The following is a 26746-nucleotide window of genomic DNA, read 5'->3' on the forward strand; positions in this document are numbered from 1 at the left end:
TTTAGGGTGCGCGTTTATCGACAGAATTAAACCAAAGATGTTCATCATATTATTGGGGGAATCATGAAGAAACGGATTGCCGTATTGCCAGGTGATGGAATCGGACCTGAAATCATGCCACAAGCGATTCGGGTGCTCGAGGCCATTGGTCAGAAGTGTGGGCATCAATTTTCCTTTACCTATGGGCAGGTTGGCGGGGAGGCGATTGACGCGACAGGCTTTCCATTGCCGGCCGAGACCCTGAAATTGGCTCAATCGAGTGATGCTGTCCTTCTGGGAGCTGTGGGCGGCCCGAAGTGGGAAGGCCTTGAGTATGAGCGTCGGCCGGAGCGTGCCTTACTCGGGTTGCGAGAGCAGCTTGGGCTTTTTGCTAACCTCCGACCGGCAAAAATGTATTCAGCGTTGGTGGGGGCATCCAGTCTCAAGCCTGAAGTCGTGTCGGGTATTGATATTCTGGTTGTTCGGGAATTGACCGGTGGGATTTATTTTGGCAAACCGAAAGGCATTGAACAAACGGCGACAGGACATCGGGGATTCAATACCGAAGTCTACACGACCGAGGAAATTCGACGGATCGCGGAAGTGGCTTTTCAGGCAGCCCGGAAGCGGCGTGGCCTTGTTCACTCAATCGATAAGGCCAACGTGCTGGAATCGTCCGAGCTCTGGCGGCGAGAAGTGATCAAGGTGCATAAAGATTTTCAAGATGTGGAATTGCGTCACATGTATGTAGATAACTGTGCTATGCAGCTTGTTCGCTATCCCAAGCAATTCGACGTGGTCGTGACGACCAATTTGTTTGGGGATATTTTAAGTGATGAAGCGGCGATGCTGACCGGGTCGATAGGCATGCTTCCTTCTGCCAGCGTTGGAGCGACAGTGGGGATGTTTGAACCTATCCATGGAAGCGCTCCGGATATTGCGGGAAAAAATATCGCCAATCCTATTGGGACCATTGCTTCCGCAGCCATGATGTTGTGCTATTCGTTCGAATTGACGAAAGAAGCCGAGATGATTGAAACGGCTATCCAGAAGACTCTTGAGCAGGGATATCGCACGAAAGATATTGAGAGTCACGGCTGTACGCTGGTTGGAACCGCTGAAATGGGCGATCACATCGCAACGCAGTTAGGACACTAACTAGATGATTGGTCAAGGACGGAGTGGGGAAATTCTTACGATAGCGGGAACCGGGGAGCCCGGATATGAGGGCGACGGACAGCCGGGAACTCAAGCGGTTCTGAATGAACCCAAAAATGTGTGCTTTGACGCTGAAGGTAACCTTCTGATCGCCGATTCTGAAAATCATGTCATTCGCCGTTTGCGACATTCCACCGGTGTTATCGAAACGATAGCCGGGTGCATGATCCTGCGACGTGTTGGAGGAGACAATCCACAGTCTTCGACATCATCTCCAACTTCTCACGTCGAGGAGGAGATTGATCCTCTTGCGGATGTGGATGAGATTCCGGGCCAGGCCTACTCTCAAACGCCTGATTTGAGTGGAACGGTGCGATACATAGTTGGACAGGGGATGGCCAAAGATCGGTTTGCGGGAGATGGAGCCCTGGCCACAAGAGCACAATTAAATTTTCCCTCTGCCGTCGCCGTTGATGCGGCAGGCAATCTCTTTATTGCCGACACGTGGAACCATCGCATTCGGCGTGTAGATTCTAAAACGGGGATGATCCAGACCGTGGCCGGGACCGGCCAGGCAAAGTGGACAGGGGACGGCGGTCCCGGAACTTCCGCTTCCTTGAATGAACCGGTGGCATTAGTCGTGGATGGTACGCGACTCTATATTGCCGATCAGAGTAATAATCGCATCCGTATGCTGGATTTGGAATCGGGTGTCATTACAACCATCGCAGGAACCGGAGAGTCCGGATATACCGGGGATGGTATGCCTGCGATTGAGTCGGCGCTTGCGGGACCAAGCGGGTTGGCACTTGATCGCCATGGAAATCTCTATATTGCCGATACCTTTAATGGCCGTATTCGAATACTTGACCACCGCACGGGGATTTTGTCCACGGTGGCGGGGGATGGTGCCGAGTTTCGCTACGAGCGTGGGGCGAACGAACAATCTCAGGCGTTGGCCAGGCCTTATGGCATCGCGATAACACCACAAGGCCATGTGCTTATCACGGATTCCGATCATCACCTAATCCGGAAGTGGGATGCCGTCAAAAAAGAAATGACTCTGGTCGCGGGCAATGGCCAATCGACATGGGCTGGTGATGGAGGCCCGTCTTCGGATAGTAGCCTCAGTTTTCCGTTTGGTGTGGCGGTTGACGCCTTGGGCAATATTGCCATTGCCGATACCTTTAATCACCGCATCCGCTATATTCCTGTCTAAGAAGAGTTCGGGAGGCCATTACGGGGGTGTCAGAATTTTCGGCTTTGGGCTTTAGCCGGAATGCTCTATCGCTATGGACTTCCCTTTCGTCATTTTTGAGTCAAGGATTTTGAACTGATAGGATGTGTGTAATATTGAATACCATCCGTGTTTTTCTTGAGGGAGTGAGCCTGACATGATAAAGAAAAAATCGGCCTATACGGTCGCTGTGGTGGGAGCAACCGGTGCCGTTGGTACGGAAATGATCCAGGTCCTGGAAGAACGGGAGTTTCCTGTCGAGGAGTTAGTCCCGCTGGCCTCGGCGCGTTCCGAAGGCAATGAGGTGATGTTTCGGGGGCAGACCCTTCCTGTCAAGGTGCTGGAGCACAACTCGTTCGAGGGTGTGGATGTGGCCTTGTTTTCGGCAGGAGCCGGTGTTAGCACAGAATTCGGTCCGATAGCTGTCAAAGCTGGAGCCGTCGTGGTGGACAATAGTTCCGCATGGAGGATGGACCCCAACGTACCACTCGTGGTGCCTGAGGTGAATGTCGATGCTCTTTCGGGACATCAGGGGCTGATTGCCAATCCCAATTGTTCCACCATTCAAATGGTCGTGGCTTTGAAGCCGCTGCATGATGCAGTCCAAATCAAACGGATCATTGTCACGACATTTCAATCCGTGTCCGGAACCGGCAAGGATGCGATGGAAGAATTGATTGATCAGTCCCGGCAACTACTCAGTTTTGGAGAAGCCAAAGTGTCGGTCTATCCGCATCAAATTGCCTTTAATTGTTTGCCACATATTGATGATTTTTTACCGAATGGGTACACCAAAGAAGAAATGAAAATGGTCAACGAGACCCGGAAAATTTTGGGTGAATCATTGTTGCCGATTACGGCAACGACGGTCAGGGTCCCGGTCTTTATCTGCCATGCAGAATCCGTGAATATTGAAACTGAGCAAAAGCTGAGCGCCAATGACGCACGAGCTATACTGTCTGCCGCTCCGGGCATTCAGGTCTACGATGATCCCAGTCGCAATTTGTATCCTCTGCCGATCGATGTGGTGGGAACTGATGCGGTATTTGTGGGGAGGGTAAGGGAAGATGAATCGGTGACTCATGGATTAAATCTGTGGATTGTGGCGGATAATTTGCGAAAAGGTGCCGCGCTCAACGCCGTACAAATCGCCGAAGAACTTATCCGGTAATGCGTGAGAGTCGACATGATGAGTGGAGTGGGAAAAGCCCTGATGCTGTTGGGGACTATCCTCCTGGTGCTGGGGGGAATATTTTGGGTCTTGGGTAAATGGTCCGATAGTGAGGGGGGGCTGGGCTGGCTTGGCCGGTTACCCGGCGATTTTATCATCAAGCGGGATCATGTGACCTTTTACTTTCCTCTTGCGACCAGTCTCATTCTCAGTGTGGTCGGAAGTGTGATCTTTTATCTTTTCTTCCGGCGGTAGGCAAGAGTTATGGCATGTGTGACACGTCGCTTAGGCCTAGGTCTACTCCTTGTGAGTTGGGTGATGTTGTATTCTCCGGTCATTTGGGCGAATGAACCGGTTATTCGCGTGGGTCTTGCCCAGGCTGCCCAGGTTCTTTCCATTCAATCTGCGGATTCGTTTTCCCTCCTTCTGCCTTCCGGAAAAAGATTTCATGCTTCAGGTCAAGTGACTATTCGAAGGCAAGGCGCTGGTCTTCTTCTCAATGACCGTGTCGTGACTGAGGCGAGTCTGCGGGTTGAAGGATCCACAGGCACCTATCAGGTACGAGTGGAGACGAAGAACGGAAAGGCTGCCCTCGGCAATTCACGGCCAGAATGGGTGGTTCGCGGCCCGCTTGAAATTCGATTGGACCCATCCGGATTAACCTTGATTAATTGGGTTGATCTTGAATCCTATGTCGCAGGCGTAGTTTCGGGTGAAGTCGGGGCCAAGTGGCCCTTGGAGGCCCTGAAAGCCCAAGCTGTTGCTGCCAGAACCTATGTGTTGTACAAAAAAGTTGAAAACCAATTGCAATCCTTCGATGTAGTCGCCGGCGTGCAAGATCAAGTCTATCATGGCCATTCCGTACAAGCTGAATCTGTGCTTCAGGCCGTTGCAGCCACCAGGGGCCAAGTAGTGACGTATGAAAATCGCCCCATCTTTGCAGCCTATTCGTCAACAGCGGCTGGTCCCACCGAAGATGCATTGTATGTGTGGGCATTGGATCTTCCCTATCTTAAAGGTGTTGACTGCCCGTTTGACGAGCAAGCTCCACGATATGATTGGCGGACATCATTTACATTCGACTTTCTTGAGCAGCAACTGCTCAAAGAAGGATATGACGTTGGCAACATCGCGACCTTTACGCCCTATACCTTTACCCCATCGGGTCGTGTTGATCGTGTGCGCCTGCTCCATTCTCGCGGAGAAATTATTCTGCGTGGGCAAGACTTGCGACGAGTGGTGGGATACTCAAAAATTTTCAGCACCCAATTTTCCATCGAATCATTGGGTCAGGAAGTGGTCGTGGTGGGTCATGGGGCGGGACATGCCGTAGGGATGTGTCAGTGGGGTATGCGCGAGATGGCCGAGTTGGGGTATGACTACCAATCGATTATTCGACATTATTATCCACACACGATACTTCTTCCTATCGACCGTGTGCTCCTCACTGCTATTGACTAATTCTTTTACCTTCTTTTCTTGCCTGGTCATGGATCTTTCCCAATTCAACTTTCCCTTTGACCAGACCCTGGTTGCCAAATATCCGGTTCATCCACGCGATCATGCCAGATTATTGGTGCTGAGCCGGTCTACTGGAGACATAACCGATCGGCAAATCAAAGATCTCCCAAATTTATTACGACCTGGGGATTTGCTCGTGGTGAACGATACCAAAGTCATTCCGGCTCGCCTCTGGGCGAAGAAGGTCCCAAGTGGGGGCCGGGTGGAATTGCTGTTTGTCAAAGAAATCGGTACAGATCATGCGGAAGTCCTCATTCAGGGAAAAGTTGGGGTCGGACAGATTGTGGAATGTGAGGGGTCTGCCCGTGCGCAGGTCGTGGAAAAAGAGCCTGGTCGATCGGTCATTCATTGGCTTGGCCCGGGTGCATTGCGGACATGGTTACAGTCCCATGGGGAAATCCCCCTTCCTCCGTACTTGAAACGCCAACCGGTTTCACGTGATCAAGAGGATTATCAAACCGTCTTTGCCAAAGTAGAAGGGGCTATTGCCGCCCCAACCGCCGGATTGCATTTTACGCCACAATTGATCACGCAACTGGCAGAGAAGGGAATCGGGACGGCCACGGTTACCCTGCATGTTGGACCTGGAACTTTTCAACCGGTCAAGGCAACGGACATCACCCGCCACATTATGCATCCGGAATGGTTCGAGGTATCAGAAGAGACCGCTGAGAGGATTCGTGAGGTTCGGAAGCGAGGCGGGAGAATTGTCGCTGTCGGGACGACCGTGGCGCGAAGTCTTGAGTCAGCTCTAGATGACACAGGCGAGCTCAGGTCCTGTTCAGGAGAGACCCGCCTCTTTATCCTGCCGGGATTCAAGTTCCGGGTCATTGATGGGCTCCTGACTAATTTTCATTTTCCCGAAACGACTCTCTTGATGTTAGTTTCAGCGTTTGCGGGATTAGAGCAGGCCAGGAAGGCATATGTCCATGCGGTGTGTGAGCGCTATCGGTTTTATAGCTATGGGGATGCGATGCTTGTTTTGAATAATGGCGATGGTAGCAATAGGGAATAATCCGGAAGTGATTTCTCTGCAAAGACTATCTCACGTATGGCCAAGGTTTCAGGTTATGGAGGCAAAAGGAAGGGTCTGTGCCTACGGTGCATCTACGGGTGGCTCAGTGGGGGATTCCAAACAGATGAGATTTTCAGGGTAAGGCCGGATGTCTGTTCTTACAGCAGTTCCTCGTGAATCGTAACGTCTCCGCGAGCTCGAAGAGCTGTCTGGACGGCCTGCATGGCTCGTTGTTTCTTTTGCATGAGGAATTGAAAGCGAATCTGTTCTAAGACGTTGAGGTCAGGTTCGGCCCCATCAAGCGTTTGTCGGTCAGCGAGTTCTTTGACTTCTTTCATTTCCGTCGGGGTGAGTGTTGTGGCTTCAGAGACAAGGAGTCTCGCCTTTTCCGCCAGCAATTCGTTCCGGCGTTGCTCCTCATATTGATGAGGTTTCATCCGGTTGGCCGCTAGGAGCCGCTGGTAATATTCTGTATCGAAGACGCCATCTTTTTGGAAGTCTTTTTGGTTCACAATCGCATCGTGGAGTTCTTGAGCTGAGACGGCTAAATTCATTTCATCCGCCAGTAATTGCCAGGATTTTGTGGTGATCAATCCCTCGAGGGCGAGTTGCTTAATGGTTTCTTCTTTTACGTCTTCTTGTTTGAGTTGGTCGCGATAAAATCGGAAATAGCCTTGCTTCGTCCTGAGATATTCATCCTTGGTGACTTTATAGGGACCGACCGTTGCGACCGCGTTGCCTTGAGTGGACTCGTACCCATACCAACCCATGCCGATGACAAAGGTGACAGCAATGAGCAGAATAACCGCCTTGATAACCCACGGCGAACCCTCGCGGATAATTCGAATCATGCGTCCTGCCTCCTCGGAATTTCTTTGATGACCATGATGAAATTTTAAGGGCCGGAAACGGGAAAGGCAAGTATGCAGGTCGTGCCAATTCAGTTCTTTACATCGGGAAGGGGGCATGGTAAAGCAACGGGCCGGAGAATGAGAAATATGACTTGGGAGGTTGTACTGCATGCGGTATGAAGGTTTCCCGGAAACGGCTGTTTTTGATTCTCAGGGGAAAGAGGTGTGTAGAGGCGATTATGGCGCCATGAGAAATCAATGGCACCTATCCGGAGGGGCCTCTTTTAATATGGGCGTGGGAGGTCAAGAGAAAGATCGGTGAAAACACATGAGTGAGGTTCGAGTTCGTTTTGCGCCAAGTCCGACTGGATTCCTCCATATTGGTGGTGTGCGGACAGCGTTGTTTAATTGGTTATTTGCGCGCCATGAGGGTGGAACCTTTATCCTCCGTATTGAGGACACCGATCGGGACCGGTCCACGGATGATGCTATTCAGGTCATTCTGGATGGCTTGAAATGGACCGGATTGAATTGGGATGAGGGGCCTTTCCGCCAAACCGACCGCTTAGAGTTGTATCGCGACCGGGCGATGGAACTCTTGAAGCGAAAGCTGGCCTACTGGTGCGTCTGTACGCCTGAGGAATTAGACACAAGACGAAAAGAAGCTCAGGCTAAGGGCGAATCCATCAAATATGATGGGCGGTGTCGACATCGAGGCATTTCCGACCCTGCCGAACCGGCGGCTCTTCGCTTTCTAACCCCGCAGGAAGGGCAGACAGTCGTCAATGATCTCATTAAAGGCCAGATTGTGTTTGATAACACAGTCATGGACGACCTCATCATCCTCAGGTCCAATGGCTATCCTACCTATAATTTTTCGGTGGTGGTGGATGACGGACTTATGAACATTTCCCATGTCATTCGCGGGGATGATCATGTCAACAACACCCCGCGACAGGTCCCGCTCTTTTCAGCTCTGGGGTTTCCGGTGCCTCAGTTTGCTCACCTGCCCATGATTCTGGGGTCTGATAAAACGCGTCTATCCAAACGTCATGGAGCCACATCGGTGTTGGCCTATAAAGAGATGGGGTATCTGCCGGAAGCGCTCATCAATTATCTGGTCCGTCTGGGATGGTCCCATGGAGATCAGGAAATTTTCTCAATTCAGGAAATGGTCGAGTTTTTCGATTTTAAGCAGGTACAGGCCTCAGCAGCCGTCTTTAATCCTGAAAAATTACGCTGGGTCAATGCGCAGTACATTAGAAACAGTGACCCTAAAGAGGTGGCCGACGCTCTCTTGCCTTTTTTGCAAAACGCAGGCTATGACCAGGCTGCCTTGTCTAGAATTCCTGGAGGAGCAGAGGCCTTGATCCCGCCCTTGCGAGAGCGATCGGAGACGCTATTGGATATTGTGCAAGGGGCTGTACCCTATCTGGCAGAGCCCATGACGATGGAGGAAGAGGCTGCGAACAAACATCTCACCCAAACGATCGCTCCGATTCTCAAGGAATTTGCCGATCAGGTGGAGGTCTTTGAGGACTTTTCCAAGGAAACTCTGGAGCGCATCCTCCATAGCCTTATCGAGCGTCATGGGCTCAAAATGGGTAAAGTGGCTCAACCGTTACGCGTGGCGTTGACAGGCCGGACAGTCAGCCCCGGCATTTATGAGGTGATGGCGCTGTTAGGAAAAGAGCGGTCACTTCAACGCATCCGTGCCGGGGTTGAGCGAGCCATCACTGGCAATAACCAGCCTTCCTGATTTGTCTTGCTGCTTCGCTTGACTGCTTCTGAACAGTGAATTAAGCTCAGTCTAGGTTGGGGGATCGTCTAGCGGTAGGACGCCAGATTCTGGATCTGGCTGCCCAGGTTCGATCCCTGGTCCCCCAGCCAACTTTCCAAGGTTCCACATTTCTTCCACAAAATACTTCGCTATGAGGAAATAATCTACCCGGTTTTATCTTCAATGGACGGATAGGCTTGAAGTCCCCTATTTTTTAATTTCTTGAGTTCACTCAACCCTCGGAGACGAAGGCTAAGGATAGAAGGAAATGTTTCTGTCTGATTGTTGAACTGGTTAAGTAATCCTGAAAAAATTGTAAGGCAAGGGGGAATGATCGACTCAGAATGAAGTTTGAGTGTCAGGGGTCGGATGGGAAAAGAGACACCAAGTCATATTACAAAGGAATGATAGTGTAAGAGGAGACGCCATGAATCTTCATCAACGCGGTACGGAGTTGATTGAGGCATTGAAGGGCCATTTATTAGAGGTCCTTCATGGGCATCCGGATGCAGAGCCGGGAGGAACGGGGGTTTTTCAGGAAGAAATCGCCCGTCGGGCAGGGTTGCACAATATGGGCACCGGGGAATTGGACCATACATGTGGTGAAATGTTGCGGTTGCTCCATAAGGAAGGCAAGATTAAACTCGTTGATGAGGCCGAGCCGGATGAAAAGAGGAAGCGCTGGCGTTTAACCTCGCAGTAAGTCCTGGCTTAATTAATATTGCACTTCACTTTTGCTTTACTTCCCTCCAACCGAAAATCTTTGCTCACTGAAAGCATTTTTGATCCCTTTCTGGGATTAGGTCAAATGATAGCAGTAGTGAGACCAATAGCCACGGAGGCCCAGGTTTAGTCGGATTTCCCACAAGACCATGGCTATCGCAGTTGCCCTAATTAACCAATTGCCTGAGTTGCATGTACAATTTGAATTTAAGTTAAAAAACAGCTCGCTTAAATCGAATGGGAAAAGGAGGTAAGGTTTATGCCCCAAGTAGGCCTGGCACTGAAGGAGAGGAATGGATCTTTCCACAGCAAAATCCCTACGGTACACAGCCTGAAGGAACGTGGGAAGATGTCATGTGACTGGATGTCCTTCCCTTCCTGAAAATGTGCATCACGCCTAAAGTTCATAAAAAATATGGTCGATAAAAAAATCGTAGTCATATGTACCCTGCTCTTCGTTGCCGTCATTGGATCCAATTGTCCTAGAGGGTGCTCGTTTCCCTCTTCAGAATGGGAACTCTTCTCTTTTTCCAAGCCTCCGTTGGACAACAAAAAATGGTCCCATCGGAATGAAGCAATGGCAATTCAACTCCTATCCCATTTGAAGGCATTCAACCATCCCAACATAGGATTCACTCTCGATCCTGCCTCCAACTTTTAATGGCTAGCAAATAAAAATGATGGATTTCTATGTTTTTGTTGGGATTCCTCAATACCGTTGACCTGTTTTTGCTTGTTAAGAGAGAGAATGAAGAAGGATTGCTTTTAAATGGTGTAGGGGTAGTTTTTATTCTTCAAATTCGGAATCATAAGGCCAAGCACAGTTGGGGCTTACCTCCCCCTAATGAATTCAAGCGAATTCCAAATGGCCGAATCCGTTGCTTTAGGACAATATCCGTGGCATCCACAAGCCTTGCACACATTCTTTCTATGGAGTGGTTGGAAATCTTGAGATATGCTAATTTCCCTCGCTCATGCATCCTATTCATAAATCCACACCCAATATTTCGGGAAAATTGGATACATTTTCAATGAAACATTATGTTTTTTCTTCTTTAGTTGTCATGGACGAAAAGGGATAGTAGATTGAACGAAAATCGCAGGCAGAATAACTTTTTTGATCGGCTTCCCACCGAATTTTCTCTCAGAGAGAATTAATAAAACTGTTGAAAGGAGGAAATACAATGAAAATCATGGTGCCGGTATCTGTCATGCTTTGGTTAATGCTGATTAGTGCCCCACTCCTGAAAGCAGAGGTTATTGTGGAAACATATGGCGGAGAAGAGGAAACAATGTCTCTTGAAAATCGTCAGGGAACCCCTCCACCAGGTAAAGCCCCAATGCGGATTGAAGGACCGGATGGGACGCTACGACCTCTTCCTTCGGGCTCGATACCCGAGAGTCGTATGAGTACGGAGGGCTTACGGGATGTTCCGGATGCGGGGGGAGGAACAATGGTGAATGTTGAGGGGCGGTTCCAGTCAATTCTGAAGGTGCCCGACGGAGCGGACCATGCGATTCATCATCATGACCCCGAGGACCTAGAGCCATTGAAACCCTGAAGATTGTTGGAAGACTCTTTTCATCCATGAATTATTCTAAAGTCGCCAGACTGGGAAGCCCCTTTTCTTCTCATTTACCGATACCCTTCGGCCTCCGGGTGTCTGGATTTCTGGTCGTCTTATTCTTTGGCTGCTTTGGACCCTTGACCGAGACCTTCGCTGCCACCATTATTATTGTGAATAAAGATAGTCCCGGGGAGGGATTTAACGATCCTGCGCCTTTTACACCAGTGGGTGGAAATACGGCCACCACCCTTGGGGAGGCACGGTTAAAAGCATTTGAGTATGCGGCAAATATTTTAGCGCAGGTGCTGGTGAGCACGGTGGGCATTCGAGTCGATGCTCGAATTGATTCCTTGGGAACAGGGATACTGGGATCGGCTGGCCCTAATACCGTCCATCGGAATTTTCCCAATGCTCCTGTGGCAAATACCTGGTATGTCCAATCCCTTGCCAATAAGCTTGCAGAGCAGGATCTGGATCTTACTACCAGTGATATAAGTGCCACCTTCAGTGCAAATTTCACGAATTGGTATTTTGGGCTGGATGCCAATCCTCCATCTGGTCAATTTGATTTTGTTACCGTGGTACTTCATGAGATTATTCATGGCCTTGGTTTTTTGTCACTTGTTGATGTGCAAACCGGAGAGAAATTCTTAGGAACCAATGATGTTTTTATGCGTTGGTTGGAGCTTCATGGAGCCAGTCCGGCCAATTACCCTGAAATGACCGATAACCAAAGGCAATATGCGAATGTGGCGAACCCGAATCTTCATTTTGTTGGTGGCAATCTTCAAGGCGGCTCCGAAACCCTGACGGCCGGACGGACGGATACTCATGTTCAGATGTATGCTCCAAACCCGGCTCAATTAGGTTCATCGGTGTCTCATTTCACGAATACGATTAAGCCTGATCAGCTTATGGAGCCAGGAATAGCTTCCGGAAGGGCGATTCATGATCTCGGGTTAGCTCAACCTCTGTTGCAAGATTTAGGATGGATATTTGAGGCTGGCGTGAGTTTCCCAACTCGGAATGATGTTAATGGTGACGAGAAGGCAGACCTCGTTTGGCGCAACACGAGCACGTGGGCTGTCGCGATTTGGTTGATGAACGGTTCTACGATTGCTTCCTCCGGTTTATTGGGGGTGGTGTCGTCGAAGTGGCAGGTTGCCGGTACTGGAGATGTCAATGAGGATGGGAAAGCAGATGTTATCTGGCGTCACAGCGATACAGGAACGGTTGCGGTGTGGCTGATGAATGGTCTCACTGTCATGTCGGTGGGTTTTCCAGGTAGCGTCTCTGTGGATTGGCAAATCGCGAGTGTGGGTGATGTCAACGGCGACGGGAGGGCGGACCTCGTTTGGCGCAACACAAGTAGTGGGGAAGTGACGATTTGGTTAATGAGCGGCTCCACGATTGCTTCTTCCGGCCATTTGGGCGCCGTACCGTTGGAGTGGCAAATAGCGGGAACGGGAGATATGAATGCCGATGGAAAAGCGGATCTTATATGGCGGAATAACCTGACCGGCGTAGTGGAAGTGTGGCTAATGCAAGGACTCACGGTCCTGTCAATTGGTTTCACCGGAGGGGTCTCCACGGATTGGCAAATTGCAGGGGTGGGTGATGTAAATGATGACGGGATGGGGGATTTGGTTTGGCGTAAAACGAGTAACGGGGAGGTTGCAATTTGGTTGATGAATGGGGTGACTCTCAGTTCTCCTGGGTTTTTTGGCGTGGTGCCTCAGGGATGGGAGATTGCTAGCACCAGTGATGTCAATGGGGATGGGCGCGCAGATATAATTTGGCGTAACAAGCAGACGGGTACGGTGGCGGTGTGGATGATGAATGGGCTTACTGTCATGTCGATTGGCTTTCCGGGTAGTACTTCGATCAATTGGAAAATTCAACATTAGGCAAGGTTTAAATGAAATTTCCAACCTGTTGTTTTACCCAACATACAGAAATGGAGTTTAAGGGATGGTTTGGAATTAAAAGCACTGGTCGTTGTCTTAGTTGTCACCCCGATGCTGGAATCTGGCTTTTCCTAATGGAAAGTTATTGTTTCCGAGTGCATGGTTTTAAGGCGGTCAAATTATTTCGAGCCATTTGTTGAGATTAGTCCAATTGGAAGGCATGATCTGGTGATGACAAACCTTTTCCCTTATATGTAGGCATGGATATGCTGACGGCCAATGTGAAATGGTGGTGGGCAGCAATGCTTGCGGGTAGCATCTTCCTTGCGGTACCTGGGCATTCCGAGATTGGGGCCATCATAGGCGATGTGGTTGGGCATTTTTTTTCTGCCCTGATCTTAGCCATTGTGCCGATTTTGGGATATCGTCTGTTCTATGAACGGATTGGTGAAAAAGAAATCACCTATATCTTTGGTGCCGCCTGGATCTATCTTGTGTTTTCGCAATTAGTTGGATGGTAAGAAACTACCTTTATTGCAATGAATTTAGCCATTCCCTAGGTTTTAAAGCATTATCTGCACTCCCTCATCAAAAAGTTGAAAAGAAGAATATAGGGCGTTTGAAACTCATCGATGCGGTAGAGCGCGCCTCCTCCGGTTGAATACTTGATGCCACTTCTGATCACAATGATGCGTTAGCAGTGATCCTCTGCAATCTCTTTAAGAGCGTTTGCCTCGCACGCAAACTTTATATTGATTAAATCACGGGGAAAACATAAACAGACCTGTTGATATTAGAAATCGTACGCCCGTGTTGGCCTCCTGAGCAGAGAGCTTGGGTTACTTTACTGATTCCATAGGGAACGACTTATGTGAGGCCGATTTTCCTGACAAGGGGGCTTTGGGGGATTGCCCAGGTTTCCTGTGCTTCAGATGTAGGACCTTCAGATTAGATGTTCGTTAACACATTGCGTCTGTTTAATCGTAAGATTAATTCATGAATCATGGGTTCATTTTTCTACGACTATTCTTGTTTTATTGTAATTAAGGTTTGGCAGTCTTCATGAATTCTTGAGAAATAGGAAATTTTCTTTCCCAGGATTCAAGGATCTGGCAAAGATTCCGATGAAACATCCAGAATTAAAAACGGTTGTATCCTGAAAAAAAGCAAACCATCTGAAAGGGTGGGACGCAAAGCTATGGGCCTACGTCTCGGAGTTTGAGATAGGGTTGCCAGGTTGCCAGGCAAGCCACAGAGTCTCCTTGACATGAGCGGAGTGGCTTCGCTCGGCATGATTCACATGCATAAAGGAGATCTCGTATGTCACACGATCAAGGTTTCTCTCAAATTACCTACCCCCATACCCATACCCATTCCTTTCGATCCGTATTTAGGTCATTATGGACCATTGTTCTTTTTCTCTGTCTTTTTTCCTCCAATGCACTGGCGGGAGAAGTCACCCTAGCCTGGAATCCTCCTTCCGCAGAATATGGTGGATTCATTGTCGCCTACGGGACTTCAAGCGGCACTTATTCGGAGACTCAAGATGTCGGAGCTCAGGCCATTTATACGGTGACAAGCCTGACTCCCGGTCAAACCTATTATTTTGCGGTAAAAGCTTACGACCGGGCTCGTAAAATTGAAAGCCCGTTTTCAAATCAGGTGAGTGTTACCTTGCCTATCGTTAATGCGCGTCCTGCTCCTCCAAAGGATGTAAAGGTTTATTGAGATTCGTTTTCTGGGAAAAATAGTTACAAATAGATTGTATTTGGATGGGTTGCATCAACGGAAATGTCGTAAGCCGTTTTCACCCGGGATTTATGAAGCGGGCTCCGTGATAATGAAGTCTCCCTACCTCTAAGGACATTTGCAGAACGAGGATGTTCTGCAAATGTCCTGTTTATAAAGAATTCTTCTCCGGCGTTCGTTAAATAATGGATATGAGGACAGGGTCGATGACCTGAAGTCTCATTTCTCAAGTCCCACTCCGTCGAGATTTTAGTAACTGACCTCAAGAAATTTACATGAAGTCCTGTATGATCCCTTTAACTAAAACTGAAGTCTTCCGGTAGAGTTTTATTTGTTTTCCCCACCTTGATCGACTTTATCTTGTAATTTTGGTATTCATCCCCATCTAGAAAAACAGTTTACGAAAAAAACCTTATACTTCACTTATACTGAAGCCAGAAGGACTGTTTCTTGTGCGGGTTCCTATGGTAGGGTCCATCCCTCATCAGGGAACTCATCTTGCAATTGACTTAACAGACTGATGAGGGCACCATATCTAAGAGTTGGTCATGCCCAAAACTATAGAGTATTCTTCTGACTCCACCCCCCCGCACTTCCATCGAATTGAAGATAATAAGGTAGATGTAATGATTAATTCCGTATGGCGAAAAATAAGAGCGGTGCGTCTTTCCCCATTTGCCACAATGCGTGAGCGGAAACGGCCATTTGCTGTTATTCTGACTGTTCTCGTTGCCTGTGAGATATTTTCCCCGGTCGGGGGACAGGCTCAATCTTTTTCTGATATGGGACTATTTTATTTTACCGGGTCTCATCGGCCTATTCAGAATCGGGGGGGGCTTTTTCGTGAATATATGACGGGAAATGGTTTAGGGGATGGTATCAAAGCCGGTCCGGTCCTACTCCGCCCGTTTTTAGGCGTATCGGAAGTGTATACCGACAATGTGTTTAAGAGAGACACAAATACGAAAAGTGACTTTCTTACGACCGTCGCGCCTGGAATTCAGGCGTTCATGCCGTTTGGCGGAGGTAAGCACTCTGTCCTTCTTGACTATCGTGCTGCCCAATTTCTCTACGCAAAATTTACTGAAAATAATGCCTTGGCCCAAGATGCTCTTGGCCACGTCAGTTTGAATTATCCGGGTGGTCTAGCCATAGACTTACAGGGAGGACATTTAGAAGGGTTTGATCCGAGAGGGTCGGAAGTGGATACCCAACAAAGGGATATTACCAAATGGAATGTGAATCAGTTTTTAGGCCAGATTGAATTCACGGGACAAAAGGCTGGTATCCGTCTTCGCACGAATTTCGATGATTTAAATTACACCAACAATGGGCAGGCTGCCCCGCGTGACCGGACCCGGGCTGGTGCCAATCTGAGTGTGTTTGTAAGGGTAACCCCCTCAACCCGGGCTCTTCTTGGCGTTCGAATAGTGAACAATGATTATAATACGAATACGCAGCAAAATAGTTTCGGTTACGGAGCGTTTACGGGCTTCAGCGTGGCACCTACCCGCCAGTTTTCGGGAGAATTCAATATAGGGTACCAGGTACTAAATTTTGACCACGCGCCTATCTCTGAAGAATCAACTCGTGGTCAAAACCTCCTTGCTAAGGGCTTAAGCCTAGGATCGGAGCAGCAGACTTTCTGGTACATGCGAGGAAATTTGGCCTGGAACCCCACGTCCCGGTTGAGTTTTAATATCCGTCCCTTTTCGAATATTAATCAGTCAGCGGTTCAGGGTACCTCCACCTTTAAACGAATAGGCGTTGACGTTTATGGGAGACAGTCGTTTACGGAACGTCTGGCCCTCAGAGGAAATTTTTACTATGCCAACGATAACTTTAATACGAATAGAACTGATGATCAATTTCGATTCCGAATTGGACCGGAATACCGTACGGTCAAATGGCTGGGTTTTCGCTTAGATTATATTTTCGAGAAGAGAAGCTCAAACATAAATAATTTTGAATTCAACAGTAATACGATCATGCTTTCGATCCAAGGAATAATCTAGTAAGACGGAATGCACTTTTGATTGATTCATTTATTTCTCTCGAGATTGTCTTCTTGACCTTCGCCATTTATCGGACTAACATTTTTGTGAGTTCTTGAGATCGCCCCGTGGCGGTAGTCCTCCTATCCACTTTAAACAACATGGGGTGAAGACCTCGGGAAAGATTTGTAATTGATAGATCCAGAAATCCCTTAATTTTTTCCGTATGTTCCCGATGGTGAGATCTTTTTTGTTGTGGCAAGCATCGTGACGAAGGGGCGAGATGGAAAATATTCGTGGATAGGATGAGTCCATGTTTTTCCGTGTGCACTGCTAGATAAGGAGACTCACAATGAGATCCAAACAAGGAATGCCCAAATGGATGAGAGAGTTGGTGCTAATGGTCTTCTTAATATTTGGGGCACTCATGGGACAGGGGATGGCATTGTCCCCGGAAGTCCCAATCCAAGTTGAAGGTGATCGGCTAACAGGTCATCTCTCACAGGTGACCTTACGATCGGTGTTGGAGCAATTACAGAAACAGTTGGGTATAAAATATGAGGCCCCTGGTGAAGAACTGAATAGAGTCATTTCGGTCGATCTACAGCAAGACAAAATACTCCCGGCCTTGGCCAAAATTCTGGCACAGTGGGATTATGCGTTTACGGTCAATGCGGCGGGACGCTTGCAATATCTCTATGTAACCGCAAAAGCCCCACCAAAAGAAGCAGTTTCTGAGACGAGAAACCCCACAGATGTTGATTCATCTGATGTGTTGGGTGTATCGGGTTTGAGTTCAGACCGGCAAATGGATCCTGGGCAAGAAGAGATGGATACTCGTTCCTTCTTATCTCAGGAGGGAGAGACTGGTGATAACTTTTCTCCAGCATCCTCATCTTTCTCATCTTCAGGAGAAAGCTCTGGTTTAAGAGCTCCGGTGGTAGGTGTTCCCATGGATATTCAGCCGGTGCCTGCTGGAACCACGATGCCCATGGTGCCGCCAAGTAGTGCTAGTGGGATGCAGGTGACGCCGCCGGCCAACTCCCCGGACATGCCAATCATTCCAGCCACAGCCTATCCACCGATGGAGATTGAGCCGGTGCCCAGCTACCTGCAGGAGGAGATGCTTCGGAATATGCAACCGTAACACCGGAAAGTTGAGCTCCACATAGGAATTTGTTTTTAAGGCCGGTTGCGTGTTGGTCTGAGCACGGACGAGGATGGATTTAGGGTTCAAAGGTTGGCGGTGCATCTCGTTTTTGCAAAAAGTATGTCAGCGACATCCTGAAAATCCCTTTGAAGGCTTAATATGACCATCCGGCTGGATGGTTGATAGCATGGTGTTGATTTTGATATAAATTCTCTTTGCTGTATTGGGCCTTCCCCCCCTCAGTCATGCAATTGGAATCTTCCCAAAGCTTGAGTAGGCCATTTCTTTCTGACGCATACCCCAAAATTTATTTTTAGAATTTCCCCACTTCCTGGTCGCCCGCCCCTTTGATTTCATTGGTTTATTGACTGGAATTGAGAAACTAAGCGGATGGTTCGAGTAGAGGATCTGTTTGGGTCGGAATTTCATGCAGGAAGATTTTGGTAGCGTAGCGTTGGAAATAATGGGCTTGCCTAAGGGATAATTTGCATTTGAATTTACACTTGGTCAATCTTTTCCGGGTGCCAAGACAAAGATCATCGTGGCTAAAATCGATAATTATGCATGAATAATACATACAGTCCTTTTTCACCATTGATCTGTGCCTGGCAACACAGAACCTTGATTGCCCGCCTTGCCAAGCGAGAGATCGATGCTCGTTATCGAGGGTCGATGCTTGGGGTAATCTGGGCCTTTGTCGTCCCGATGTTGATGCTAGGGGTATATACGTTTGTCTTTTCGGTCGTGTTTCGGATTCGATGGGAGGTGCCCACGGAGGAAAACGGCGCCTTTGCTCTGTTATTATTTTCCGGGTTGATTATATTTAATCTGTTTTCAGAATGTGTCACGCGTGCTCCTGGTCTTATGCTCGAAAATGTGTCGTATATCAAAAAGGTAGTGTTTCCTCTGGAGATAATGCCTTGGGTATCGATATTAGTGGCACTTTTTAATGCTGCCGTAAGTCTTCTGATTTTGTTTATATTCTACCTCATAGTCCATGGTTTTCCACCCCTAACGGTGTTGCTGTTGCCGGTGGTACTTTTTCCGTTTGTCCTCTTGATTGTAGGATTAGGTTGGTTTCTGGCTTCCATGGGGGTGTTTCTACGTGATGTCCAGCCGTTGGTAGGCGTGATGACCACGATGATGATGTTTCTCAGTCCTATTTTTTACCCCCTATCGGCTATTCCTGAAACCTATCGAGGATTCATTCAGCTCAATCCGTTGACACCCGTCCTGAATGCGTCGAAATCGGTCATATTTTTGGGGCAAATGCCGGAATGGGTAGACTGGCTCCTGTATACGGTTGTTTTTTGGGTGGTCGGTTGGTTGGGCTTTGTATGGTTCCAAATAACGCGAAAAGGATTTGCTGATGTTGTCTAAGAGTCTCTTTAAAAAACCCTCAATCTTCTCGCGGGAAATGAGTAGGGGAGAGGAAGCTCAACCCACCTATCGCGGATCGCAAGAATACAAGTCTCAGGGGGTAAGTGGGCAATCCGTGCAAGAGGCCAATGACGTCGCCATCCGCGTTCAAAATCTCTGCAAGTGCTACCAGATTTATGATCAACCACAGGATCGATTGAAACAGTGGATATACCCACGATTGCAAAGATTTATCGGTAGGCCAGCCAAACAATATTTCTGTGGATTCTGGGCGCTCAAGGAAGTCTCGTTCGAGGTAAAAAGGGGGGAAACCGTTGGCATTATCGGTCGCAACGGCAGTGGAAAATCTACGCTTCTCCAAATGATCTGCGGAACGCTCACCCCAACAAGTGGCAGTATATTAACCTATGGCCGGATCGCGGCCCTGCTGGAATTGGGTTCGGGATTCAATGCGGAGTTTACGGGGCGCGAAAACGTTTATATGAATGCCGCAGTGCTTGGACTGAGCAGAGCAGAAATCGATGCGCGTATCGATGACATCATTGCATTTGCCGATATTGGCGACTTCATCGAACAACCGGTAAAAATGTACTCAAGCGGGATGATGGTTCGGCTCGCTTTTGCTGTTCAATCCCAAGTTGCCCCGGCTATTCTCATTGTGGATGAAGCCTTGGCAGTTGGTGATGCAAAATTCCAGGCTAAATGCTTTGATCGTTTAAAGAAACTCAAAGATAGTGGGACAAGCATATTGCTGGTCACCCACTCTAGCGAACAGATCGTGACGCATTGCACCAAAGCACTATTGCTTGAAAATGGTATGGTGCTGGAGTCTGGCCAACCTCGCGTGGTGGTGAATCGTTATATGGATTTGTTGTTTGGCAAAGAAAAAAAATCACCAGACGCCGAGCCCATCGCGGCAACCACCGCTGCAAACGAGGCTGCAAACCTTAGGTGCTCGTTAAGTTATACGGAAGATGTGTTTGCCACGCGTCCCGGTTACAATCCGCACGAATATCGCTGGGGGGATGGTTCGGCCTCAATTTTGGATTTTTATTTGTCGGCAGATGGGGACATGTATCCTTATGCGATTTCGACGGGACAAACGGTCCATTTGGGTGTTTCATTTAGGTTTTCAAGGAGCCTAGTGCGACCAATATTAGGGATTACTATCAAAACCAAAGAAGGTGTAACCATCTATGGGGCTAATTCCGAAACACTTGCAGCCAAAGAATTCAAATCCTTGGGTCAGCATGGTCAAGTAGCTTACGCCAAGGCTGTCTTTTGTTGTCGTCTTGCGCCTGGAGACTATTTTATTTCCTTAGGTATTGCCACCAAGCATGGCGAAGGAGACACGCCTCACGACAGGCGTTATGACGCTATTCATTTTCAAGTTCGGCCAGAAACTAAATTTTTTGGCCTTGTGGACTTGGGTCTCCACTTAACGGCTCAGGAAATTGCTTGATGAAATCACTCTTGTCAAGAGCGGGCTATGGGCTCAATCCCAAAACCAACGTCTGGTCGAGACCTGAATACCCCGGCATTGATTACGATGATGGCGAGATCATCGAGCAACGCCTCGCCGAGATCATTGAGCATGCGAGTGACATTTCTGTTCTGTCTACAGAGTTACGCCAGCATTGTACGGACTGGCCGTCTCTGTATCACCTCAGCAGCACACGAGCTAATATCTTGCGTCCATTTCAAAGCATGTTGGAATCTACGGATGTCCTGGAAATTGGAGCGGGATGTGGCGCCATTACTCGTTATTTGGGGGAATGTGGGGCCCATGTCCTGGCTTTGGAAGGAACGCATCGCCGTGCAAGTATCGCGCGATCACGCACACGTGATCTTCCAAACGTCATTGTGGTGTCGGACACATTTGATGACTTCAAATGGGATCACCAGTTTGATGTCATCACACTCATCGGTGTGCTCGAATATGCAAACCTGTTCACGCCGGGGGAAGATCCTGCACTCGGGATGTTACGGCGAGTGAGAGCCATGCTGAAACCTAATGGGAAGTTGGTTGTTGCGGTTGAGAACCAACTGGGTCTTAAATATTTTACTGGCGCACCTGAAGATCACATTGGGCAAGCTATGTATGGCCTAGAGGGACGATACCGAAAAGACCAGCCACACACTTATGGTCGCAAAGTCCTTACGGAGATGCTCAGACAGGCCGGTTTTGCGAGTTCGGAGTTCATGGCGCCATTCCCTGACTATAAGTTGCCAGCTTCAATCGTAAGTGAAAGCGGGTTTGTATGTGAGGGGTTTGATGCCAGTGCTCTGGCCTGGCAAAGCGTGAAACGCGATCCACAGCTGCCGCCACTTCTGGCATTCTCACCTGAACTGGTTTGGCCGGTTCTCATGCAGAATGGAGTGGCGTTGGACTTGGCAAATTCATTTCTCATCGTGGCGGGGACATCTCTCCAGCACGTGTTGGATCCGTTAATCCTGGCCTGGCATTTCACAAGTGAACGATCCAAAGAGTTCTGCAAGGAAACGCGGTTTTTATCAGTCGACAATGGCGCAATCGAGGTTCAGTACTATCCCCTTGTGTCGGGTTCAACCATGCATATTCACGGGCGACTATTGACGTTCAACATTCCAGAAAAAGCGGAATATGTGCACGGTAGACCATTGTCTGAAGAGCTCGTCCAGATTGTCACTCGGGATGGCTGGTGTATAGAAGAAGTTGCCACATTTTTGAAGCGATACCTGCAAATACTGCTTTCGATGAACGTATCTGCCGAAATTTCTCTGCCAATCGATTCTCCGGACATACCGATACCAGGTGAACTTTTTGACGCTCTTCCGCAAAACATCATCGTTTGCCATGACGGAACATGGCAGGTCATAGATCAAGAATGGACATTGAACGATGACCTATCGGTCGGCAGGATGATTTTTCGATCTCTGCATTTGCTCATTCATTCGGTAACGCGCTTTGGCACAACTGACGATGATTCTCTTGACACGCCTTTAGAACTTATTCTTGCTGTATTCAAAGCAATGGGCTTTGCCATAACCGATGATACGATCGAACGTTACGCCAAGCAGGAGATAGAGTTGCAAACCGAAGTAGCCCGGCGGCCGTTGAACTATGATGAATTTCTTCAATGGCTGCGCACGACTCCTTTGCCTCGTCAAAATTTGAATCAAGCCCTGGTTGAGCGAGATGGTCAGATTGCCAATCTCAAACAGGCTGCGGCTGAACGCGAAATGCAGATCGCCAGTCTCAATAAGGCTGTGGCTGAGCACGAACGGATTGTTGGGGAATGGGATCAGCGTTTTGGCAATCTGTATGCCCGGCTGCTGACGAAAGAGGAAGAATTACGTCGAATGCATTCATCCTTGCTATGGCGAAATATCAGCAAAGTAAGGATTTTGAGGGAACGGCTGTGTCCAGAGGGTTCATGGCGTGGAAAGGTTTGCGCAAGTTTGGTGCATTGGTTGAAGGGCTCAGATCTTCCTGTGACTCAAAGTCGCCAATCCCCCGGTGGCGTGCTTGATCGAGTCCTAACGAGTGCAAAATCCCTATTGCCCGTTTCCCCTCACCGAAAACATCAATTGGTGTCGTTTGTCTTTGGACGGTTCGGCTCTTTCTTTCAACAGACGGAAAGTTATCGGCGGTGGAAAGACATGCAATTGCCTGTCCTTCATGAATCTGGAAATCCGCATTTCTCTCCTCAGAATCCTCTTCGTCAGCCGGTTTCTCTCATTCAGCTTGAACCGGGTGGGATGACCACGCTCATTCAGTCCTTCCACTTCACCGAAGTGGAGCAGCCTTTGGTGTCTATCGTGATCCCTGTCTACAATCACCTGGAATACACCGTTTGCTGTTTGGCTTCGATTTTGAGGTATGTGCCTCAATGTAGCTTTGAGGTGATCATCGTTGACGATGGGTCTCAGGATGAGACCCCCCAAATTCTCCCGGATGTTCAGAACATTCGTTATTGCAGGAATGAGACAAATATTGGATTTCTCCATTCTTGCAATAGGGGTGCAACATTGGCTCGCGGCCAATATCTATTGTTACTGAATAATGACACGCAAGTGCTTGAGGGATGGCTTGATGAATTGGTGAACACTTTTCAAGAACAATCAGAAGTTGGCCTTGTGGGTTCAAAATTGCTGTATCCCAATGGTGTGCTCCAGGAGGCTGGGGCCATTATTAAACCGGATGGCTCAGCGGAACTGGTGGGGTTGAATGGTGATCCGGACAGGCCTGAATATAATGTGGTGCGGGAAGTCGATTATTGCTCCGGGGCCTGCTTGCTCATCAAGGCTGAGTTATTTAAGACCTTGGGGGGCTTTGATGACATCTATGCACCCAGTTATTGCGAAGATTCGGATTTAGCCTTCCGTGTGAGAAAGTTGGGTAAACGGGTCTTCTATCAACCGCGTTCCGTGGTCGTTCACCATCTCAGCGTCAGCACCAATGATTCCAGGCACGCGAAGATGCCGCTCATTGCGAAAAATAGTCGGATTTTCATGGAACGATGGAGCAATGAGCTGAAAAAGCTTCATGAGGTTCGTGCGATCGCGTTTTTTCTTCCACAATATCACCCTATTCCTGAAAATGATCGATGGTGGGGCAAAGGTTTTACGGAATGGACGAATGTGACGAAAGCACGACCGAATTTCCAAGGTCATTATCAGCCCCATCTGCCGGCGGATTTGGGATTTTATGATTTGCGTATGCCTGAGGTACGAGAAGAGCAGGCGCGATTGGCTCGCCAGTATGGTATTTCGGCCTTCTGCTATTACTATTATTGGTTTGCCGGAAAAAAGCTGCTGAATCGCCCCCTTGACGAAGTGCTGCAATCCGGTTCCCCGGACTTTCCGTTCTGCCTCTGTTGGGCCAACGAGAACTGGACGAGACGATGGGACGGGTGTGAGGAGGATATTCTCATCGCACAGAGTCATACCCAGGCGGATCATGCGGGCTTTATTGCGGAGATTGCTCCCGCGCTTCTGGATCCACGGTATGTCAGAATCCATGGAAAGCCTCTGGTGATTGTGTATCGCCTCGGCCAGTTCCCGGAGCCGAAACGGACTGCGGATTTGTGGCGGGAATATTGTGTGAACGCGGGGATTGGAGAAATTTACTTAGCCTATGTTCAAAGCTTTGATCGGATGCCGATGGGAGATGACCCAAGTCTCTATGGATTTGATGCAGCGATTGAATTTCCCCCTCATCGGTATCCGGTGCAAGCTGAGCTCTCACAACCCTTGACTAATCCTGAGTATCAGGGCGTGTTGTTTGATTATGCCCAGACATCCGAAAACTTTATACGAAGACCTTGGCCATCCTACAAACTCTTTAAAGGCGTGATGCCTTCGTGGGACAATACTGCTCGCCGGCAAGATGTCTCTCATGTCTTTGTGGGGGCAAATCCCGAACGATACGAATACTGGTTGCGACAGGTCGTTGAACAAACACGGCGATTCCATTTTGGCGATGAACGAGTGGTCTTTATTAACGCGTGGAATGAATGGGCCGAAGGGAACCACTTAGAGCCTGATCGGGAATTTGGTCATCAATATCTGGTGGCTACCAAAAACGGCCTGGGATAACGGATCGTTCTCAATTTTCTATAAAAATGATGATGTTTACGTGGTTTAATGGAAAGCATGATTTCCTTCAATATGTCACTCAGATTAAATCGTATCAACTCGAGGCCGAGCGCTATCTTTCTTCGCAAAGTGAGGTTTCCGGGTATTGTGCCGTATGTCGGGGGGTAAGGAAATTCACGGTAAATGCTGGTGTCTATTTCGGACCTCTCCCTAATCTCCGGGAAGGATTAGTCTGTGAGTGCGGGTTGGGAAATCGCAACCGCCTGATCTATTCCGCCATTGCATTGGAGACGGAAAATTATGCTGATGTGCAGATGGCGATTTTGGAGAGAACCTCTGTTTTATATCACCGTCTTCAGGAAATCTACCCAGGAATTATCGGATCTGAATTTATCGGAAAGGATATCCCGGGTGGAACTATGCATACGGCGTGCGGAATCTCCGTCCGACACGAGTCTATCACGGGGTTGTCATTTTCATCATGTTCGCTTGACGTCATTGTTCATAATGACGTGCTTGAGCATGTCTTTGACTATAAAAAGGCCTTGGAAGAGCTTTATCGGGTTCTGAGGAAAGGTGGAACTCTCATTTTTACCTGCCCCTTTTTCTTCAGGCTTGACCGGGAGATTCAAAAGGCCCGGATCCTGGCTGATGGATCTCTCGAGTTGTTGATGGAGCCTGAATACCATGGTGATCCGATTAACCCTCAGGGAGCATTGACGTTTTATCACTATGGCTGGGGATTGTTGGATGATTTAATCCGGTGCGGTTTTTGTGATGTCCGTGTCGGTGTCAATTACGATGTGTTTTCTGGATTGGTCTCGAATAATCATCCCGAGTATGAATATGGCAATATGCTTCCCATTATTATTCGTGCGGTGAAGTAGTGGCTTTCCGAACTGACAGATTGTGATGGGCGACTGATGAGTCTTCCGGGATGGCAGAGGTTTCATCATTCCTTCAGGAGAATCCTGCGTATGGTCAATTTATCTGAACAACCGGTAAGCGCGAGAGGTGAGATGGGGGCCTTGTGGCTGGATCTGCCTGATGCGGAGCAGGAGGCTGTATCACGAGCCGCTCGGTATCCTTCGCACTATCCCAGGATGGCCAAGGAAATGATCACGGAGGGGTTTACCATTTTAAAGGGGGTGATTGAGCCCGGTCTTTGCGATGCGGTGGTCAATGATTATCAACGATACCTTGAAACCAATAAGGGATATGCCGATCAGTATATCGATGCCAAGGGGCGCCATCACAGACTGGTAAATTTCCATATGTCCTCCGAGAATGCCATGAAAATCGGATGTCACGATGAAATTATGAGGGCGTTAGATTATCTCTTCGGGTATAAAGCCGGCATTTATACGTCGTTAACCTTTGAATATGGCACCGAGCAGCCCATCCATCGTGATGCCCCTTTTTTTCATACCTTTCCTGTCAACTATTTTGTTGGCGCCTGGTGTGCTTTGGAAGACATAGAGCCCGATGCCGGCCCATTGATGTATGTGCCTGGAGGTCATCGATTTCCCTGTGATCAGCATGCGATCTATAAACGGGTTCGTAATGAAAACCCTGGTCAGCCGGATGACTGGTTGGTGCGCCATGCTCTCGAAGCCTATTATGGGGAAGTGATGGCCCGATCAGGAGCCATCGGAGCAACGAAGCAGGCTGTGTTGCAAAAGGGCGATGTCGCCATTTGGCATCCTCAACTGCCTCACGGTGGTGCCCCTGCAGTCAATCCACAGAGGACTCGGCGAAGCGTGGTATTTCATTGCGCCCCGGAGACGTTGCAGGTCTATCAGCACGATGTCTTTTTTCAGTTTGAGGACCCCGGGTTTCCTCCACCACGTTATGCCTTCGGATCCTATCAGGGCCGGAATTATGCTCTCGCAGGGGAAACGGCATTTCAATAGCCGTTGGCCGCTATAGAACGCCAACGATGAGTATGTCGTAACACAGTAGAACAGTTTCTTCTCTCCTTCA

At 48.7% G+C, this 26746-nt stretch carries 20 protein-coding genes, 1 tRNA gene and 1 riboswitch; of the genes, 20 read left to right on the top strand and 1 reads right to left on the bottom strand.

Annotated features, from left to right (window positions below):
- Positions 1–63: 63 nt before the first annotated feature.
- The 6 genes from leuB to queA all read left to right on the top strand — a co-directional run bounded on the left by leuB (position 64) and on the right by queA (position 6081).
- Positions 64–1137 carry a 3-isopropylmalate dehydrogenase gene (gene leuB, locus PP769_RS08930; RefSeq protein WP_312646740.1) on the top strand — a complete coding sequence of 358 codons (1074 nt, stop codon included), beginning with the start codon at positions 64–66 and terminating at the stop codon, positions 1135–1137.
- Between the two features lie 4 nt (positions 1138–1141).
- Complete coding sequence (locus PP769_RS08935) at positions 1142–2356, top strand: NHL domain-containing protein (RefSeq protein WP_312646742.1); 1215 nt, start codon at positions 1142–1144, stop codon at positions 2354–2356.
- A 175-nt stretch (positions 2357–2531) separates the two neighbouring features.
- Positions 2532–3545, top strand: coding sequence for an aspartate-semialdehyde dehydrogenase (locus PP769_RS08940; protein WP_312646744.1), 1014 nt, complete (start codon positions 2532–2534; stop codon positions 3543–3545).
- Between the two features lie 15 nt (positions 3546–3560).
- A complete protein-coding gene (locus PP769_RS08945; RefSeq protein WP_312646746.1) occupies positions 3561–3800 on the top strand; it encodes a DUF2905 domain-containing protein in 240 nt (79 codons plus the stop codon).
- A 9-nt stretch (positions 3801–3809) separates the two neighbouring features.
- Positions 3810–5006 (top strand): SpoIID/LytB domain-containing protein, encoded by a 1197-nt coding sequence (locus PP769_RS08950; RefSeq protein WP_312646747.1) that lies wholly within the window; start codon positions 3810–3812, stop codon positions 5004–5006.
- A 28-nt stretch (positions 5007–5034) separates the two neighbouring features.
- Positions 5035–6081, top strand: coding sequence for a tRNA preQ1(34) S-adenosylmethionine ribosyltransferase-isomerase QueA (gene queA, locus PP769_RS08955; protein WP_312646749.1), 1047 nt, complete (start codon positions 5035–5037; stop codon positions 6079–6081).
- A gap of 158 nt (positions 6082–6239) precedes the next feature.
- Here queA and PP769_RS08960 read toward each other — a convergent pair whose 3' ends face one another.
- The gene (locus tag PP769_RS08960; protein WP_312646751.1) at positions 6240–6932 is read right to left on the bottom strand and encodes a SurA N-terminal domain-containing protein; all 693 of its coding nucleotides are present in this window, start codon (positions 6930–6932) and stop codon (positions 6240–6242) included.
- Positions 6933–7260: 328 nt separating this feature from the next.
- On the opposite strand from PP769_RS08960, the gene gltX reads away from it, so the two are divergent.
- The 14 genes from gltX (at position 7261) to PP769_RS09030 (ending at position 26676) form a co-directional block, all read left to right on the top strand.
- The gene (gltX, locus tag PP769_RS08965) at positions 7261–8691 is read left to right on the top strand and encodes a glutamate--tRNA ligase (protein WP_312646752.1); all 1431 of its coding nucleotides are present in this window, start codon (positions 7261–7263) and stop codon (positions 8689–8691) included.
- 57 nt (positions 8692–8748) lie between these two features.
- A tRNA-Gln gene (locus PP769_RS08970) sits at positions 8749–8822 on the top strand.
- A 317-nt stretch (positions 8823–9139) separates the two neighbouring features.
- A complete protein-coding gene (locus tag PP769_RS08975; protein ID WP_312646754.1) occupies positions 9140–9415 on the top strand; it encodes a hypothetical protein in 276 nt (91 codons plus the stop codon).
- A 1204-nt stretch (positions 9416–10619) separates the two neighbouring features.
- Positions 10620–10997 carry a hypothetical protein gene (locus PP769_RS08980; protein ID WP_312646755.1) on the top strand — a complete coding sequence of 126 codons (378 nt, stop codon included), beginning with the start codon at positions 10620–10622 and terminating at the stop codon, positions 10995–10997.
- A 26-nt stretch (positions 10998–11023) separates the two neighbouring features.
- A complete protein-coding gene (locus PP769_RS08985; RefSeq protein ID WP_312646756.1) occupies positions 11024–12910 on the top strand; it encodes an FG-GAP-like repeat-containing protein in 1887 nt (628 codons plus the stop codon).
- Between the two features lie 266 nt (positions 12911–13176).
- The gene (locus PP769_RS08990; protein ID WP_312646757.1) at positions 13177–13431 is read left to right on the top strand and encodes a hypothetical protein; all 255 of its coding nucleotides are present in this window, start codon (positions 13177–13179) and stop codon (positions 13429–13431) included.
- 634 nt (positions 13432–14065) lie between these two features.
- Positions 14066–14155, top strand: a riboswitch (cyclic di-GMP riboswitch).
- Positions 14156–14230: 75 nt separating this feature from the next.
- Positions 14231–14638, top strand: a complete 408-nt coding sequence (locus PP769_RS08995) for a fibronectin type III domain-containing protein (RefSeq protein WP_312646758.1) — start codon at positions 14231–14233, stop codon at positions 14636–14638.
- A gap of 647 nt (positions 14639–15285) precedes the next feature.
- Positions 15286–16674 carry an outer membrane beta-barrel protein gene (locus PP769_RS09000; protein ID WP_312646759.1) on the top strand — a complete coding sequence of 463 codons (1389 nt, stop codon included), beginning with the start codon at positions 15286–15288 and terminating at the stop codon, positions 16672–16674.
- Between the two features lie 331 nt (positions 16675–17005).
- A complete protein-coding gene (locus tag PP769_RS09005) occupies positions 17006–17800 on the top strand; it encodes a hypothetical protein (protein WP_312646760.1) in 795 nt (264 codons plus the stop codon).
- A gap of 567 nt (positions 17801–18367) precedes the next feature.
- Entirely contained in the window at positions 18368–19183 is an 816-nt protein-coding gene (locus PP769_RS09010; RefSeq protein ID WP_312646761.1) for an ABC transporter permease, read from the top strand.
- Positions 19173–20645, top strand: a complete 1473-nt coding sequence (locus tag PP769_RS09015) for an ABC transporter ATP-binding protein (protein ID WP_312646762.1) — start codon at positions 19173–19175, stop codon at positions 20643–20645. The genes PP769_RS09010 and PP769_RS09015 overlap by 11 nt, the downstream gene beginning before the upstream one ends.
- Positions 20645–24763 (top strand): glycoside hydrolase family 99-like domain-containing protein, encoded by a 4119-nt coding sequence (locus tag PP769_RS09020; RefSeq protein ID WP_312646763.1) that lies wholly within the window; start codon positions 20645–20647, stop codon positions 24761–24763. The genes PP769_RS09015 and PP769_RS09020 overlap by 1 nt, the downstream gene beginning before the upstream one ends.
- Before the next feature lie 26 nt (positions 24764–24789).
- Complete coding sequence (locus PP769_RS09025) at positions 24790–25650, top strand: class I SAM-dependent methyltransferase (protein WP_312646764.1); 861 nt, start codon at positions 24790–24792, stop codon at positions 25648–25650.
- Between the two features lie 90 nt (positions 25651–25740).
- Positions 25741–26676 (top strand): phytanoyl-CoA dioxygenase family protein, encoded by a 936-nt coding sequence (locus PP769_RS09030; protein WP_312646765.1) that lies wholly within the window; start codon positions 25741–25743, stop codon positions 26674–26676.
- Positions 26677–26746: the final 70 nt, after the last annotated feature.

The organism is Candidatus Nitrospira allomarina (assembly GCF_032050975.1).
Lineage (GTDB): Bacteria > Nitrospirota > Nitrospiria > Nitrospirales > UBA8639 > Nitrospira_E > Nitrospira_E allomarina.

Bases quoted from the DNA above. Each gene is read 5' to 3' on its own strand.
- leuB (WP_312646740.1), top strand. From the start codon at position 64: ATGAAGAAACGGATTGCCGTATTGCCAGGTGATGGAATCGGACCTGAA.
- PP769_RS08935 (WP_312646742.1), top strand. From the start codon at position 1,142: ATGATTGGTCAAGGACGGAGTGGGGAAATTCTTACGATAGCGGGAACC.
- PP769_RS09025 (WP_312646764.1), top strand. From the start codon at position 24,790: ATGATGATGTTTACGTGGTTTAATGGAAAGCATGATTTCCTTCAATAT.
- PP769_RS09005 (WP_312646760.1), top strand. From the start codon at position 17,006: ATGAGATCCAAACAAGGAATGCCCAAATGGATGAGAGAGTTGGTGCTA.
- PP769_RS09015 (WP_312646762.1), top strand. From the start codon at position 19,173: ATGTTGTCTAAGAGTCTCTTTAAAAAACCCTCAATCTTCTCGCGGGAA.
- PP769_RS09000 (WP_312646759.1), top strand. From the start codon at position 15,286: ATGATTAATTCCGTATGGCGAAAAATAAGAGCGGTGCGTCTTTCCCCA.
- PP769_RS08975 (WP_312646754.1), top strand. From the start codon at position 9,140: ATGAATCTTCATCAACGCGGTACGGAGTTGATTGAGGCATTGAAGGGC.
- PP769_RS08995 (WP_312646758.1), top strand. From the start codon at position 14,231: ATGTCACACGATCAAGGTTTCTCTCAAATTACCTACCCCCATACCCAT.
- gltX (WP_312646752.1), top strand. From the start codon at position 7,261: ATGAGTGAGGTTCGAGTTCGTTTTGCGCCAAGTCCGACTGGATTCCTC.
- PP769_RS08950 (WP_312646747.1), top strand. From the start codon at position 3,810: ATGGCATGTGTGACACGTCGCTTAGGCCTAGGTCTACTCCTTGTGAGT.
- PP769_RS08940 (WP_312646744.1), top strand. From the start codon at position 2,532: ATGATAAAGAAAAAATCGGCCTATACGGTCGCTGTGGTGGGAGCAACC.
- PP769_RS08980 (WP_312646755.1), top strand. From the start codon at position 10,620: ATGAAAATCATGGTGCCGGTATCTGTCATGCTTTGGTTAATGCTGATT.
- queA (WP_312646749.1), top strand. From the start codon at position 5,035: ATGGATCTTTCCCAATTCAACTTTCCCTTTGACCAGACCCTGGTTGCC.
- PP769_RS08945 (WP_312646746.1), top strand. From the start codon at position 3,561: ATGATGAGTGGAGTGGGAAAAGCCCTGATGCTGTTGGGGACTATCCTC.
- PP769_RS09010 (WP_312646761.1), top strand. From the start codon at position 18,368: ATGAATAATACATACAGTCCTTTTTCACCATTGATCTGTGCCTGGCAA.
- PP769_RS08985 (WP_312646756.1), top strand. From the start codon at position 11,024: ATGAATTATTCTAAAGTCGCCAGACTGGGAAGCCCCTTTTCTTCTCAT.
- PP769_RS08960 (WP_312646751.1), bottom strand. From the start codon at position 6,932: ATGATTCGAATTATCCGCGAGGGTTCGCCGTGGGTTATCAAGGCGGTT.
- PP769_RS09020 (WP_312646763.1), top strand. From the start codon at position 20,645: ATGAAATCACTCTTGTCAAGAGCGGGCTATGGGCTCAATCCCAAAACC.
- PP769_RS09030 (WP_312646765.1), top strand. From the start codon at position 25,741: ATGGTCAATTTATCTGAACAACCGGTAAGCGCGAGAGGTGAGATGGGG.
- PP769_RS08990 (WP_312646757.1), top strand. From the start codon at position 13,177: ATGCTGACGGCCAATGTGAAATGGTGGTGGGCAGCAATGCTTGCGGGT.